At 51.3% G+C, this 16,019-nt stretch carries 12 protein-coding genes; 3 read left to right on the top strand and 9 right to left on the bottom strand.

The window, feature by feature from the left end; all coding sequences use genetic code 11:
* Nucleotides 1-15: 15 nt before the first annotated feature.
* The 3 genes from MET42_RS0107630 to MET42_RS0107620 are packed head-to-tail and all read left to right on the top strand — an operon-like array spanning nt 16 to nt 2,410.
* Entirely contained in the window at nt 16-750 is a 735-nt protein-coding gene (locus tag MET42_RS0107630) for an RNA polymerase sigma factor FliA (protein ID WP_019882288.1), read from the top strand.
* Nucleotides 750-1,502, top strand: a complete 753-nt coding sequence (locus MET42_RS0107625; RefSeq protein ID WP_019882287.1) for a flagellar motor protein — start codon at nt 750-752, stop codon at nt 1,500-1,502. Before MET42_RS0107630 ends, MET42_RS0107625 begins: the two co-directional genes overlap by 1 nt.
* Entirely contained in the window at nt 1,502-2,410 is a 909-nt protein-coding gene (locus MET42_RS0107620) for a flagellar motor protein MotB (protein ID WP_019882286.1), read from the top strand. The genes MET42_RS0107625 and MET42_RS0107620 overlap by 1 nt, the downstream gene beginning before the upstream one ends.
* Here the strand turns inward: MET42_RS0107620 and MET42_RS0107615 are convergent.
* The 9 genes from MET42_RS0107615 to smc form a co-directional block, all read right to left on the bottom strand.
* Nucleotides 2,407-4,716: a bifunctional diguanylate cyclase/phosphodiesterase gene (locus MET42_RS0107615; RefSeq protein WP_019882285.1), complete on the bottom strand. Its 2,310-nt coding sequence runs from the start codon at nt 4,714-4,716 to the stop codon at nt 2,407-2,409. The genes MET42_RS0107620 and MET42_RS0107615 overlap by 4 nt on opposite strands.
* Nucleotides 4,717-4,923: 207 nt before the next feature.
* Nucleotides 4,924-5,451, bottom strand: a complete 528-nt coding sequence (locus MET42_RS0107610) for a DoxX family protein (RefSeq protein WP_019882283.1) — start codon at nt 5,449-5,451, stop codon at nt 4,924-4,926.
* A gap of 72 nt (nt 5,452-5,523) precedes the next feature.
* Nucleotides 5,524-6,147 (bottom strand): sulfite oxidase heme-binding subunit YedZ, encoded by a 624-nt coding sequence (locus MET42_RS0107605; protein ID WP_019882281.1) that lies wholly within the window; start codon nt 6,145-6,147, stop codon nt 5,524-5,526.
* A 1-nt stretch (nt 6,148) separates the two neighbouring features.
* Entirely contained in the window at nt 6,149-7,096 is a 948-nt protein-coding gene (gene msrP / locus MET42_RS0107600; protein ID WP_019882279.1) for a protein-methionine-sulfoxide reductase catalytic subunit MsrP, read from the bottom strand.
* A gap of 177 nt (nt 7,097-7,273) precedes the next feature.
* Nucleotides 7,274-7,837 carry a PEP-CTERM sorting domain-containing protein gene (locus MET42_RS0107595; protein WP_232411384.1) on the bottom strand — a complete coding sequence of 188 codons (564 nt, stop codon included), beginning with the start codon at nt 7,835-7,837 and terminating at the stop codon, nt 7,274-7,276.
* Nucleotides 7,838-8,011: 174 nt separating this feature from the next.
* Complete coding sequence (locus MET42_RS0107590) at nt 8,012-8,833, bottom strand: hypothetical protein (protein ID WP_019882276.1); 822 nt, start codon at nt 8,831-8,833, stop codon at nt 8,012-8,014.
* A 58-nt stretch (nt 8,834-8,891) separates the two neighbouring features.
* The gene (gene ligA / locus MET42_RS0107585) at nt 8,892-10,979 is read right to left on the bottom strand and encodes an NAD-dependent DNA ligase LigA (protein ID WP_019882275.1); all 2,088 of its coding nucleotides are present in this window, start codon (nt 10,977-10,979) and stop codon (nt 8,892-8,894) included.
* A 1-nt stretch (nt 10,980) separates the two neighbouring features.
* Nucleotides 10,981-12,456: a cell division protein ZipA C-terminal FtsZ-binding domain-containing protein gene (locus tag MET42_RS0107580; protein ID WP_019882274.1), complete on the bottom strand. Its 1,476-nt coding sequence runs from the start codon at nt 12,454-12,456 to the stop codon at nt 10,981-10,983.
* Nucleotides 12,457-12,508: 52 nt separating this feature from the next.
* On the bottom strand, nt 12,509-16,018 hold the full coding sequence (smc, locus tag MET42_RS0107575; protein WP_019882273.1) for a chromosome segregation protein SMC: 3,510 nt from the start codon (nt 16,016-16,018) through the stop codon (nt 12,509-12,511).
* Between the last annotated feature and the right edge of the window lies 1 nt (nt 16,019).

Here is a 16,019-nt window from a genome sequence, read left to right as displayed (position 1 = left end):
AAAAAGAGGAAAAACATGTATACCGCTAAAGGCAAGACTCAAAATACAGATCAAATGCTGAAACAGCATAGCGGCTTGGTCAAAAAAATGGCTTATCAGTTAAAAGCCAAGCTGCCCTCCTGTGTCGAGCTCGATGACTTGGTGCAAGCTGGCATGATCGGCCTGATGGATGCGATTCAGCGTTACGAAGATAATCACGGCGCACAATTTGAAACCTATGCGTCACAGCGCGTGCGCGGAGCCATGCTGGATGAGTTGCGCGGCGCGGACTGGCTGCCACGCGGCATTCGCAAGAATATGCGTGATATTGAAGTTGCCGTGCAGCAACTGGAACAAAAGTTTGGCCGTCCGCCAACTGAGTCCGAAATTGCCAAGCATATGAACTTCACGCTGGATGACTACTATGATGTCTTGAGCGATTGCCAGGGCCACCAGCTGATTTACTACGAAGATTTTCAGGACGACGATGGCGGCGAGCACTTTCTTGACCGTTATGTCGATGACGATACCAGTGACCCAGTCAAATCATTGCTGGAGAGTGATTTCCGCGAAGCATTGATCGACTCGATCGACCACTTGCCCGAGCGCGAAAAAATGCTCATGGGCTTGTATTACGAGCAAGAGCTCAACCTGAAAGAGATCGGCGCCATTATGAGCGTTTCAGAATCACGCGTCTGCCAGTTGCATAGCCAGGCAGTGGCGCGCTTGCGTGCGTCTATGCGCGATAAATCCTGGACCGGAGTGGCCTAATGGATTGGGGCAGTATCGCCGGGCTGGTCATCGCCCTCGCCGGACTGGTAGTTGGTCAAGTCATCGACGGCGGTCACCTTAACTCGCTGATGCAGCCTGCAGCGTTTGTCGTCGTCATTCTCGGCACGACTGGCGCGGTGTTACTGCAAACCGAATTCAAGCAATTCATCAAAGGCATGCGCATGCTACGCCTGGTGTTTGTGCACCCACAGGACGATAGAAAAAAACTCGCCATTAAAATCAATCAATGGAGCTTGCAGGCGCGCAAGGAAAGCGTGTTGTCGCTGGAAAGTTATATCAAGCGCGAGCAAGATCCTTTCGTACGCAAAGGCTTGCAATTGCTGGTTGACGGTACGCCCGCTGACCGTATTCGCGAAGTGTGTGCCATTGATATGTACTACTATGAATTACAGGAACGCGAAGCCGTCAAAATCTGGTCGGCTGCTGGCGGTTATGCGCCAACAGTTGGTATTCTGGGCGCTGTACTGGGCCTGATTCACGTCATGGAAAACCTGTCTGACCCGGCCAAGATCGGTAGTGGCATTGCGGTTGCCTTTGTGGCCACCATTTATGGTGTGGCATTGGCTAACCTGGTATTTTTGCCGATTTCAAATAAATTAAAAGGCCATGTCCAGCACGAAATGTCCAGGCGTGAGATGTTACTCAATGCCTGGGTGTCGATTGCTCGCGGGGATAACCCTAAACTGGTCACTGAGCGCCTTGAGTCCTACCTGCACCTGCGGGAGTCCTGATGTACAGACGCCAGAAGCTGGATGAGGATGATGAAAGCCACGAACGCTGGCTGATTTCTTACGCCGACTTTATCACCCTGCTATTTGCCTTTTTTGTGGTGATGTACGCGACCTCGACCATCAACCTGAATAAATACCGCGCACTCTCCAGTGCCGTGGTCACTGCGTTTCAAGGCAAGCCTGGTCAAACGGATGCACCTGAAGCCCAGACACAAGCCACGTTGCAAAACCAGAGCTCCGTGCTCAAGCCCTTGCCATTAAGCTATCTATATCAAGAGAAAAAGCTGCGCGACCAGGAGAAGGTACGCGCAATCGGCCAGCAAGTGGCGAATGCACTCACGCCATGGATAGAGCAGAAACTGATCACGGTGTACCAGTCTGAGCTCGGGATTGAGGTTGATATTCAAAGCAGCCTGCTGTTTAACAACAATCAGACGAGCTATAACGCACAAGCACCTGCGATCTTGAATGCACTGAGTGCGCAGCTAAAAAACGAATATCGCACCATACAGGTCGAAGGCCATAGCGATAAACAACTGTTTAGTGGTCAGGCAGATGCAGAAACCAAGCGTTGGGAATTAACGGCAGCACAAGCCGCGCATATCACCGCCAGCCTGGTAGCGCAAGGCATTGCCAGCAAACAACTGACCGCCATCGGCATGGCAGAGACCAAGCCTGTGTCGAGTAGTGACAATGCGCTGGCACAAGCAATGAATACGCGCATGACTATCCGTATTTTAACGGCTGAAAGCAGTGCCCAGCAAACCAGCAATGTGGCTAACAGGCAAGAGATACAGGCTGGTGCAGTGGATGCCACATCGCCGTCAACAGACGCCGCATCTAGTTCAGCACCGGCACCAGAAACAAGCCAAGAGACAACCAGCGCAGCAACACCATCAGTCCGCTAAACCAGCGCTTCCTGCAACCAGTCGTTAAACTGTTCAATCGGCATCGGCTTACCGAATAAAAAACCCTGATAGCGGCGGCAGCCGTTATTCAATAGCAACTCCATCTGCTCTTGTGTTTCCACACCTTCAGCGATCACACTGAGATACATGCTTTGTGCCATGGCAATAATCGTCCGCACAATCGTACGATCATGGCTATCGGTGACAATATCATTCACAAACGAGCGGTCGATTTTGAGTTGATACAGCGGTAACTTCTTCAAATACTGTAGCGACGAATAACCAGTACCAAAGTCATCCAGCGAAAATTGAATCCCCAGTTGGCTCAGTTCGGCCATGATACGCACGGCGTCATCCACGTTTTCCAGCAAGACGCTTTCTGTGAGCTCCAGGCGCAATGCATTGGGGTTAATCTGATGGCGCTGAATACAGGCTTTGACCATCGCCACAAAATTGGCCTGGCAAAATTGGCGCGCGCTGATATTGACCGATAAACTCAGCTCGCGGGTATTTAATGAGCGTTGCCAGAGCGCAACTTGGGCGCAAGCCTGGTCTAGCACCCACATGCCGATTTCGATAATCAGGCCACTGGTTTCAGCCACAGCAATAAATTGCAACGGTGAAATCAAGCCCCGCTGCGGATGCAGCCACCTTAACAAGACTTCTGCACCAAACGGGCGCCCGGTATGATCGACCTGCACCTGGTAATGCAAGCGCAACTGTTGCTGGGCGATGGCTTCACGCAGCTCTGTTTCAAGCATGACCTGCGTCGCAATTTCAGTCTGCATGCCTGGCTGATACACACAGGCATGGTTACGTCCGCCCTGCTTGGCTTTATGCATGGCAATATCAGCGGCTTTCACATAATCGGTGTCGTCCGTGCTGATATCGTTAAAGCTGCATAAGCCCATGCTGGCCGTAATCGGCAATTTTTGGCCACTGACTTTAAACGGGCGTTCAAACACCTTTTGCAGTTTACGCTGCATGGACAATAGCTGCTGCAACGCTTTATCTGCGGATGCCGCCAGGCCTGAAAGCAAGACCAGAAACTCGTCGCCACCCATACAGGCAGTAAAGTGCGGCTCGGCTACTTTTTGCAACCGTTCTGCTACTTGCTGTAACAAGCTATTGCCTGCGGCATGGCCATGCGCCTCATTAATCCATTTAAAGTGATCGAGGTCGATATATACCACGCCCCAATGCGCATCGGTAGCAGGCTGCGCACGTAATTGCTGCAGCACCTCATAAGCCCTTTTGCGGTTGGGCAAGCCAGTGACAGGCTCCAAGTAGGCCAGGCTTTGAATCGATTCTTGTGACAAGTGGCGATCAACCACCAGGCTCATCAGTTTGGTCGCCTGCTCTATCATGGATTGCTCAAGCGCACTTGGCGTTTGTGGCTGGCGATAATAGATGGCAAACGCACCCAGTACCTCACCATCTGCATTTAAAATAGGCTCAGACCACCCTGCCTGCACGCCTGAGGCCAATGCAGCCTCCCGGTGATTGCCCCAATAAGGATGCGTCATCACATTTTCGACAATCACCCGCTGCTTGATTGCGATGGCGGTTGCCAGCGAGCCATTACCGGCTTCAAGCTGCAACTGGCGCAAGGTTTGCAACAATGCTTGTGGTAAGGAGGGAGCAATCACGGTTTGTACCAGTTTGCCCAGATTTTTTGTCAACACCAGCGCGCAATACACATCGGCGTGCATCGCCTCAATATCACGCACCATTTTTTCTAAAATCCTGACCGCATCCTGTTCTTTTAGGATCAACTCCAGAATAGAAAATTGGAAGCGCTCATAGGCAATCGCGCGTAACTTCTCTTGTTGAAACGCCAAAGCAGACTGCTGTTCATTGGTGATCTCCCGCACCAGCAACAGGCTGCGCGGTTCACCAGTCTCCAGGCTAAAGTAATGGGCACTGCATTCCAGCCAGCGGTTTTGGCTGTCATGGCAGGCAATCTGTATCGTACGCTGAGTAATTTCTGGCGCAGGCTGGGCCAGGATGGATTTAATCGGGTCATGTGTGATCAGTGGCAGGCAAGCCCACAAGTCACAACCCGACTCAAGTGTATGGCAGACCAAAACCGAGCGGCAATTGCCGAGAGAATCAGTCTCTGCCGCAATATAAAAACCGGAATAATCGACCAGTGAGCGCCACTGATCAAAGGCGTGACTTACGCCCAAAGAAGCGCCAAGGCCCAAAGAAGCGTTCAAGCGCGCTGAAGCCTCCGAACTGCGTGACGCACTCAAGACCTGACCTGCCAATACCACTGCATTTGGCTCGATATTTACTATAGACATCGCATACTTTCACAACCGCAGTGCAAAATCTAACTGCCGACAACTAGGCACCCTCTGCCCGTCGGTTGTTAAGATGACACACCCCCGAAGAATTTTAGTTGGGAGTCAATCCAGCATTGATTGCTCCCTTTTATATTTACGATGATGTGTCAAAAAGCAAATTGATGTCAAGACAAATTCATGACTAAGGCCAGACATTAACAACTGTCATCTGCGACCGTCACATAGATGTGACAACAGGCGGTCAAAACTCCATTTTCCGGCCCCTTGCGTCACCAGAGGCAACAGCATCAACAAGTAAATCAGGGGCAGTTTGTAGTTACCAAACCCATCCCCCTCCACGTCCTCAAAACGGTAACCGTTGAATAAATCCGCCATACTGCTCCAATGCTCTGGCCAATGCACGCTGGCAATCGCTACCACGGTCAACACCATTAGGCTGAGGCTGAAAAAACGTGTAAACAGTCCCAGCAGTAGCGCAGCAGCACCGACTAATTCAAAGGTCATGGCAATATTCCAATTGACCTCCACGGGCAACAAATCAAACGGGAAAGGAAATTGCAAGTCTGCAAACCAGTTTTGACCGTGCAGTTTGGCCCACCCTGCTTCACCGAACTCCCAGGCCAAGATCAGGCGCAAGAGCAAACCCGGTAGCCAGTCATTCACCGTGTGGAGCGTTAAAATCAGGGATTGATATTTGAGAACGAAAGAGTGACGAACGAAATGTTGAAACATGGGCGGCTGCCTTTCCAGGATTGAAGTAGTATTGCTTAGTCTTCAATCTAGAAAATACCTTACATATTACCGCTAACTTTTTCTATTATTTGAGAAAGGTAGCCAACGAAGTGCTATCAACAGCGCAAATACCAGACTGTAAATCACAGGCTCAGTCACATCTTTTTTCACCAGCCACCAAAAGTGTAGCAACACCAGTACGCCAATCACATACACCAGCTTATGCAAGCTTTTCCAGCGTTGCTTGAGTGCTTTTATCGCGCGCTGGTTAGACGTTGCTGCCAAGGGCAAGGTCAGCAACAAGGCAGTCGCCCCCACCAGCACGTAAGGATGCTTGACGATATCTTTCACAATATCGGCCCAGTCAAACTGGTAATCCAACCAGAGATATGTCGTCACGTGCAGGCAGGCATAAGCAAACATCCACAACCCCAGCAAGCGACGCACCGCAATCAGCCAGGCTTGTTGCGTGAGATGCCTGAGCGGCGTGATGCTGAGCGAGAGCAGTAAAAACACCAATGCCCAGGTGCCGGTAGAGCGCTCAATAAACTCAACGGGGTTTGCGCCAAGACCATCGGTAACGCCCAGGTAAATCAAGCGCGAAACAGGGATGCATGCACCCAGCCAGATCAGGCATTTAAGGTACTTGATTGCAACCTTTGCTGACCATGCAGAGGACCATTGCGGCATAGTCATGCTAGAAATTTTTCTGCAAATCCATACCGGCATATAACTGCCCTACTTCATCATAGCCATTAAACAATCTGGTTTTAATTCGCCCGGCAAATAAGCCTGCGCCGATGCGTTTTTCAGAGGACTGTGTCCAGCGCGGATGATCCACCTGCGGATTCACATTGGCGTAAAAACCATACTCGCGTGCACTCGCTTTCATCCAGGAGGTATTCGGCATCTGCTCAACAAAACGAATCATACTAATGGCCTTGGCCCCTTTAAAACCATACTTCCATGGCACCACCAGGCGCACAGGCGCCCCATTCTGATTAGGCAACACCTTGCCATACAAACCAACCGCCAGAATCGTTAATGGCTGCATGGCTTCATCCATGCGCAAACCCTCGTTATAAGGCCAATCCAGCACCGGAATACGTGCTCCAGGCATATGGCGTGGATCGTTATAAGAAATAAACTCAATATATTTGGCATTGCCGGTTGGCTGCGCCCAGTCGATAAGCGCTTTGAGCGGCAACCCGACCCACGGAATCACCATAGACCAACCTTCCACGCAACGCATACGGTAAATGCGCTCCTCCAGTGGTGCCAGTTTCATCAGTTGCTCAATACTGATGGTCTTCGCCTGCTTCACCGCGCCTTCAATCCTGATCGTCCACGGCGTCGGCTTAAACAACACCGCCTCGCGCGCCGGGTCTTCCTTGCCTGTGCCAAACTCGTAATAATTGTTATAGCTGGTCACATCTTCAACGCTGGTCAGCTTCTCTTCTTTGCCATAAGCTGTTTTATGGAAATCCAGCGTTTGTGCCGCGTGCGCCTGCGTAGGGAGTAAAAGACTGGCTGCCGCCACGCCCGCCGCTTTTAATACAGTACGGCGCTGCTCAAACACGGCTTGTGGCGTGATTTCTGAAGGCAAAATACCGCTAGGATTGCGGCGATTGTTATCCAGTAGCATAAAATTTCCTGTCTGCCTGATTGTGTATGCTTATTTGTCGCATATGACAGGGAAACCTTACAGGGGATTCCAGCAAAAAGGTAAATCTTTTGCAAGTGAGGCGCTAGGACGAGAGAACGGGCTTTCAAAAACAAAAAAGGCGCCTAAAGCGCCTTTTTCACTGCGTAGCTAAGCGAATTAAGCGCGCCTGCGTTGCACTAAAGAAATAACTGCCAGGCCTGCCAGCAAAAAGCCTAAAGTATCTGGTTCAGGCACGACACTGTTGCTCACACTCGCCTCTGTATTCACACCTAATGCAATAGAACCCAGACCGCCCGGCACTTCATTTTTCACAACCAGTGCCAGCGAATTGAATTCGCCAGAGATCGCAGCAAAGGTATAGCTCAAATATGTCAGGCCGGTACCACTGGTGCTCGTCCAGGTCCAATCGCCTACATCCACACCATTGACCAGTACATCCCAATCTACTGACGCGCCTTGTGACAGCACATTCTGAGTGACATTCAACTCCAGTTCCAGGCTGGTCGCGCCGAACAGGCCGGATCCGCTAAATGTTTCACTCACTTGATCACCACGTGAAACAGACCAGAAATAGCCGATATCTATTGCTGACAGAGAACCGACAGAACTCACCACATTGGAAGTGTAGCTTGGAAAATTAAAGTTGTATGTGGCGGCATGTACCATGTTTGTGCCTGCCAGCATAAGTGCAGACAATGCCGCACCTACGATGCTTTTCATAGCGATCGCTTTCATTGAAAATCTCCCCTTATATATATACATTAATTAAATTGATGCCGGCGAAATGCTAGTGCATTTTAATGGCAATGTCGAGTGACACTCAGACTAGGTCATCTTTAGTCATTGCTCATGGATCAAGATGCAGACATTACGGCGTTGATTGTTGCGCGTAACCTATTTGGTTTTCGCCAGCAATTCATCCAATTCAGCATCTTTAAACTTGGCAGCAATCGCCTCAGCTTGTTGTATTAATTGCTGCGCACCAGCCACATCGCCTTGCGCACGTTTGTTTTCTGCCCAATAAATCGCGGTTTTAGCTTCATAAAATTCGCCACCATTGTCGTGGGCATATTCCATCAGGCGCTGGTAGGTTTTGTCTGCACTCACGTAATCTTTTTTTGCTGAAAACAGCTGACCCAAGGTCAGGCTGGCTTCTGCGTATTGATCAGGGGTGCCAGACTTGCGCAGCATCATGACGCCTTTTAATTGGTGCTCGATGGCTTTATCTACTTGTTGCAGTTTCTGGTAGGCCATGGCTTCGTGAATGAAACTGTCAGCGCGCTCGTCGTCGTTCATGGCAAGTTTCTCGCCAACTTCAAATGACTTGAGTGATTCAGCGTATTGGCCAATCTCGAAATAAGCTTCGCCGATCAGGTTATGCGCGACACGCGCATAGCGGCGCATATTTTGCTGCTCGCTGAATTTGAGGGCTTGCTGATAGCTTTCGAGCGCGGCGTCATGCACTTTAGCTTCAAGCTGCGCGTTACCAAGTAACATATGGGCAGAAATCAGATCCAGGCCGGTAGGCTTCAGGCTGATGGCCTGTTTAAAGCTTTGTTGCGCAGCGGCATTTTGGGCCAGCCCGGATTGTGCACGGCCTTTACACAGCCAGAACTCTGCCTGGCTGGCGTGTTGCTCAGCGACCTGGATGGCTTGTGCATACTGCTGGTTTTTTACCGCGCTATCGCAAGTTTCTAACGCAGCATCTTTAGCCATTGATTCATTAATAATCAATAAATTAAACAATACTATTAAAGTTAATTTTGAATTCATATCAAAACAAATCCGATTGTGTGAGTGAGGTTTCTGAGAGTGTTAACGCAGGTGCTTCAATTAAGTCTGTCGGCGTTGCAGAGGGTTGCAACATCGCAAGTAAAGCAGACTCATCCAGCACAGGGATATTCAGCTGCTGCGCCTTTTCCAGCTTACTGCCTGCCTCGGCGCCAGCCACCACATAGCTGGTTTTGGCTGAAACGCTACCGCTAACTTTACCACCAACCGCTTCAATCATCGCCTGCGCCTGATCGCGTTTGAGCGTGGGCAAGGTACCGGTGAGTACAAAGGTTTTTCCGGCAAATGTGGCTGATGTGGTTGTTTTGGCAATATCGGCCCACTGCACGCCAAGTGCACGCATCTCGGCAATGACTTCACGGTTGTGCGGCTCCTGAAAAAACTGGTAAGCGGCTTCAGCCACAATCGGGCCGACATCGTTGACCTGCATCAGCGCGTCCACATCAGCGGCCATCAAGGCATCGAGATTACCGAAATGTTGCGCCAGATCCTTGGCTGTTGCTTCACCGACATTGCGTATGCCTAACGCGTAAATAAAACGTGGCAACGTGGCCTGTTTGCTTTTTTCAATGGCGGCCAGCACATTCTGCGCAGACTTCTCGGCCATGCGCTCCAATTCGCTCAATACGGGCAAGCTCAGGCGATAAACATCGTCCAGATGATGCACCAGGTCGCGCTCAACCAATTGATCCACCAGTTTTTCACCCAGGCCTTCAATATCCATGGCGCGGCGGGAGGCAAAGTGCGTAATCGCCTGCTTGCGCTGCGCCGGGCAAATCAGGCCGCCAGTACAACGTGCCACGGCTTCGTCTTGCGGCCGTACGACGTGTGAGCCGCATTCCGGGCATGTGGATGGCATGACAAACACACGTGCATCTGCCGGTCGTAATTCAGGCTTGGCAGCTACCACTTCAGGAATCACATCGCCTGCCCGCCGCACAATCACGGTGTCGCCGATATGAATATCTTTACGGCGTAACTCGTCCTCATTATGCAAAGTGGCATTAGTCACGGTGACGCCACCGACAAATACAGGCTTCAGACGCGCCACTGGTGTAATCGCACCAGTGCGCCCTACTTGCACGGTAATATCTTCCACCACCGTGACAGCCTCTTCGGCGGGGAATTTATGGGCGATTGCCCAGCGTGGTGCACGTGAAACAAAGCCGAGCGCATCCTGCAGGCGAAAAGCGTTCACCTTGTAGACCACGCCATCAATATCAAATGGCAGGCTACTGCGTTTGGCGCCAATCTCGGCATAATAGTCACGTAGGCCTTGCGCACCAGTTTTAACGCCACGCAGCTCAGAGACCGGGAAGCGTAAATCAGCCAGGTATTGCATGGCCTCAGCATGCGAATGCAACGCCGGGATGCCTTCACTAGCCCCCAGGCCATAAGCAAAGAAATGCAAGGGCCGTTTAGCCGTAATATTTGAGTCTAGCTGACGCAGGCTACCTGCCGCGGCATTGCGCGGATTGGCAAATAGTTTGCCACCGGCAGCCGCTTGTTGCTGGTTAAGCTTTTCGAAGTCTTTTTTCAGCATGAGCACTTCACCACGCACTTCAAGCAATGCGGGTGGATGCGCAATATTCAGGCGACTGGGGATGGCACGGATGGTTTTCAGGTTATGTGTCACATTCTCGCCGGTATACCCGTCACCACGCGTCGCACCTTGTACAAACATGCCATGTTCGTAAGTCAGCGTGATCGCCAGACCATCGAATTTGGGCTCTACGGCGTAGTCTACTTGCGACTGGTCTGCGCCTTCACGTACACGCCGGTCAAATGCCTCTAGCTCTTCGTCACTAAAGGCGTTATTGAGCGACAGCATGGCCTGCCGGTGCTGCACACTGTCGAATGCAGCCAGCGCCAGGCCACCTACACGCTGGCTGGGCGAATCTGCCGTAATCAGTTCGGGATATTGCTGCTCGAGATCAAGCAGCTGTCGGTAAATGCCGTCATACTCATTATCACTGACCAGCGGCGTATCAAGCACATAGTAGTGATAATCGTATTCGGCAATGCGCTGCTTAAGCTGTTGTAAAAGCAGCGCAGCTTCTTGAGCTGGCATATTAAGAGAACAGGCGTTTGGCGTGGCTGCTGCCAGGAGTGATCCCCTGCGCAGCCATGGCATTGGAGATATTTTTCAGTTGCTGGCGGATTTTATCCAGTTGTGCATCGCCGATGGCCTTGCGATTCACATCAATCATGCTGGCACTCAAACTGCTCGCCATGCTTGCAGCAATATCCACCATATGGTCAAACACACGCAAGCTATTTGGCGTGGTCGGGATATCCAGCTGGAAGGTGACACCAGTCATGACGGCCGTTTTCAGCATATCCGCCGAAAACGGTTTACCTTCATAGTTACGCACAGAAAACTCCAGCTGGCCTTCTGTGTTGAATGACTCAAAGCGGCCATCTACACTCAGTTGCATACCACAAGCCTCGGCCAGGCCCCGTAACTTGGTCGCGTGGAACATGCCCTGATTAGCCAGCACATGAAATTCGACTGCTTTATCGACTTCAATACAAAATGCGTCAATAGATTGCGATTGTTGTGACGGCTCGTAACCGCCTTGCCAGTGCACAGTGAGCCCAAGCGCACGCGCCAGGGTTTCCATGGACTTCTGGAATCGTTTAAGGGTTTCTTCATCCACCGGGCCACCGCGGTCGGCCAACTGCAAACTACAGGCAACCTGGCTGGCGGGTGTCTGGTCTTGCATGGCTTTAGCATCCAGTGCCAGCACATCTTGCCAGTCGCCAGTGGTCGAGCTTTGTGCCCACAACGTTGCATGCTGCGGAAAGGTTCTGACTTCAGCTTGCATGTCTTCGAGCTCTGCCAGCATCACGCCCAGCGGTGCATCGATCAGCCCAACCCAATCCATAGAGGTATGTACGGCGGCTGGCAGCACAGATTCTTCAATGTGCGCAGTCAGGACTGAGTCATCTTCGTCGTCTCCTGAAGAGTCTTCAGGAAAATCTAAAATGGGCTGTTCAAAGGCTGGTTGCTGGATGTCATCAAAAGATTGCGCGACGGGGGCGCTTGCCTCAGGCTTGGCTGAAATAACCGGTTCGACCTTCACAGGCTCAATCCTTGCAGGTTCTGTCTTGGCTGGCGTCACTTTTGACGACGCAGCAACTGCTGCTTCACCTGGCTGCTTGTTTAAATTCAAGCCATTTTTATCGAAATTTGCCGTTGTCGCTGCATTAATTCTGGCTTTAGCGGACTCACCTACCGTGAAGTCAGGTTCAACCTTGGCAGACTGGCGCACGCGTGGCTCAGACATCCAGCCTTCGACGTCTTCTGAAACCACATGTTTATCCGTGCTGGCTTTTTTAAGTGGCTCTTTTTTCAAGCCATCGGCTTTAGCAGCATCACTGGTTTTCACAGAAGAAGTGTCGCTATCCAGAACATCACCACGGGTATGGCTAAAACGATATTCAACATCTCTGCGATATTTTTTTTCCTGCCACCAGTTAAAAACTACCACTGCCAGAACGATGCTGACCCCAAGCAACACCAATATCATCCACAAATCAGACATGTGACCTTACAATCCTTAATAACGCTTGCATAATAATACAACAAAACTGGCATTAAGCCGCATGCATGCGTATCGCTTCATCGATATCAACATCGACAATTCGCGATACACCAGACTCCTGCATCGTGACCCCAATCAACTGTTGTGACATCTCCATCGTGATTTTGTTGTGCGACACAAACAGGAATTGCGTTTTTTCTGACATCACACGTACCAACTGGCAAAAACGCTCGGTATTACTGTCATCCAGCGGTGCATCCACTTCATCCATCAGGCAAAATGGGGCCGGATTTAATCTGAATAAGGCAAACACCAGCGCCATCGCCGTCAGCGCTTTTTCGCCGCCGGAAAGTAGTTGTATCGTCGTGTTTTTTTTGCCTGGCGGCTGCGCAAACACCTGTACACCAGTATCCAGTATCTCGTCACCAAGTAATTCAAGTTTGGCATTGCCGCCATTGAACAAGGTCTGGAACAATTCGCCAAAATTGCGGTTGGCTTCATCGAAGGTCGCACGCAGCTTGCCGCGCGTTTCTCTGTCGATTTTCTGAATGGCCTCTTCCAGCGTTTCACTGGCAGTCAGCAAATCTTTTAACTGGCTATCCAGGTAACCTTTGCGCTCTTTCTCCACCGACAACTCTTCAATCGCCGCCATATTCACAGGCCCCAATTGCTGTATCTGTTGCTGTAGCTTCTGGGTATTTTGCGCCAAGGCCTGCGCCTGGCTATCCAAGCCCAGGCCTTGCTGAATCAGCGCCTCATCCAGGCCGGTTTCAGCCAAAGCGGATTGGCATTGCTCCACTTGCAGGCGACACTCCTGCTGCTTAAGGCGGCGTTGCTCTACAGCATCCCGCAGCGGATGCAATTGCTGCTCGATTTGCAAGCGATGCCGCTCTTGTACCTGTAATGCAGTTTCTTGCGCTGCAGACTGGTTTCGCGCTTGCGCAAGTGCCTGTTCACACGTGTGCTGCTGCGTCAACGCGTGGGCCAGATTGGCCTTGAGCGCTTCCATATTGCTAATCGCCAATGCCTGCTCAGTCTCAAGCAGGCGATGCTGCAAGTGCTGGCTTTCCTGTTCGTTCTGCGTCAATCGCTGTTGTAAATCACCCACCGCATTTTTAAGCAGCGTTTGCTCAAACACTTGTGACTGATGCGCTTTTTCCGCCTGCTGTACAGTATCACGCAAATTAAAATAGGTTTGCTCGGCCTGCTGTTTTTGTGCCTGCGTTTCACGCGCGGTTTGCTCTAGCTCGGCAAATTGTGCTTGATGTTTGGCAATCGTTGCCTGCGCCTGTGCAACTTCCGCATTCAGTCCAGCCTGGCGGCTTTCAGCCTGTGCAATATCTTGTTGCAAGGCGGTCTGGCGGCGCAAGGCATTATCATGCGCCTGTTGCAGGCGTGATACCTGCAGTTGCGCTTCATGCATGCTGCTCGTTAGCTGCTTAATACGCTGGTGGCTTTGCTGTTGTTGCTGGCGCGTTGCCTGCAAACTGGTTTCCAGCAATTGCACTTGCTGCTGCGCAGCTGTGACGTCGTCTTGCGACTGGCTCAAACCTGCCTGCAATGTATCCAATTGCTGCTGACGCTCTAGCACGCCTTGCATTTGATTTTGGCGTCCATGAAAAACGGCACTATATCGCTGGTAAACATCGCCATTTTTGGTCAGCAAGCTTACCCCTGCTGGCAATGTGGCTTGATAATGCGAAAGTTGCTGCACGTCATCTAGCACATACACCCCAGCCAGCCAGTGCTGCAAGGCCGCAGAGACTTCTGCTTGCTTGATCGTCAATAAACTATACAGACTAGGCAAACCATGCCATTGCTCTGGCAATATTTCAGTCGCGATCGCCGCTTGGGCAACTGCCAAAGCCGCTTGCGGATGCGGCAATTGCGACCAGTCAGGGTGATTTTCCGGTAATACCGCATTTAATTTATGCCCCAGGAATACCTCCAGGGCGGGCTGCCACTGGCTATCAAGCTGTATCGCCTGCCACAAGCGCGGCGCTGATTGCATGCCTGTTTTTTGCAGCCACGGTCCTAATTGCTGATCCTGCTTCATACTTTGCTGCAATTTTTGCAGCGACTGAATCTCGGCTTCTAATTGATGTAGCGCGCGTTGGGCCTGTTGCCAGTCATGGCGCGCTTGCTGCAACGCCTGTTGCTGCGTATTTTCTTCTGTACGCAAATGCGTCAATTGCAGCTCGTCGTGCTGCAAGGCCGCTTGCTGCTCAGCTAACTGCTGCTGATGCGCGCCCAAGGCCTGCATGTCCGGCAAGGCCCACTGCCCCAGTTCATGCTGCAATTGCTGTAAACGTTGCGCGACTTCAGCCAGGTTACGCTGGATAAAATTCACATTATTTTGTTCCAGCTGCATGTGCTGGCGGCTTTGCTGTACGGCTTGCTGTGCCTGGTTCGCAGCTTGCTGAACCACCTGCAATTGGCTCGCTTGCTCTGGCAACCCTTGCTGCATGCTGTTCAAATCAAGCGCATGCTGCGCTACCGAGTTTTCGGTTGTGGTCAGTGCACTATTTTTTTCTACCAGCTGCATTTGCAGCTGTTTGTGCTGCTGCGCCCTGTGCTCCATCTGCCGCAATAATTGCTGCTGTTCTTGCAACAAGCGATCCCGCGCCTCTTCAGATTGCTTCACCTGTAGCCCGAGGGTGGAAACCTGTGAATTCGCCTCATAAAATGCGGCTTGTGCAGTATGTAACTGATTGGAAGTTTCCTGATGTTGCTGTCGTAACAGCTCAAGCTGCAGCTCGTGATTGCGCAAGCTGGCCATTTGCGCCTCTAGGGCATTCACGGCTTGCTCAACCGCTTGTGAGGCCGTTTCATGTGCCAGCACGGCGTCGCGTTTACGTAGCCACCACCATTGCGCCTCGGCTAATTGATGTGCCTGTTGCAAAGCCTGAAACTTTTGCGTCACTAACGCCTGCGCTTCCAGCTTGATAATTTGCTTGTTCATTTCACGCGAAATATCTTCTACGCGTTCAAGATTTTCACGCGTATCCCGTAAGCGCAGCTCAGTCTCACGCCGGCGCTCTTTATATTTGCTGATGCCGGCGGCCTCTTCCAGAAATACACGCAACTCTTCCGGCCTGGCTTCTACAATCCGTGAAATGGTGTTTTGACCGATAATGGCATAAGCACGCCCGCCCAGGCCAGTGCCTAAAAACAAATCGGCAACATCGCGTCGACGCACCGCAATATTATTGATGTAATAGGTCGAGCCCTTATCGCGCTCAATCACCCGTTTGACGGAGATTTCGGCATATTGGCTCCATTCGCCATTGGCGCCCCCCAGGCTATTATCGAAAATCAGTTCAACACTGGCCCGAGAGATCGGCTTTCGATTGGACGAGCCATTAAAAATAACGGCATCCATGGCGTCGGCACGCATTTCCTTGGCAGACGATTCCCCCAGCACCCAGCGCACGGACTCCATGACATTCGATTTGCCACAGCCATTGGGGCCAACCACACCCACACGTTGCCCATGCAGATGTATGGTGGTCGGATCGACAAAAGACTTGAACCCCGCCAGTTTTAAATGAGTCAGACGCAAA

This window comes from Methylophilus sp. 42, from assembly GCF_000384155.1.
Lineage (GTDB): Bacteria > Pseudomonadota > Gammaproteobacteria > Burkholderiales > Methylophilaceae > Methylophilus.
Note: the sequence above shows the minus strand (reverse complement) of the source record. Positions and strands in the feature narration are given on the sequence as shown.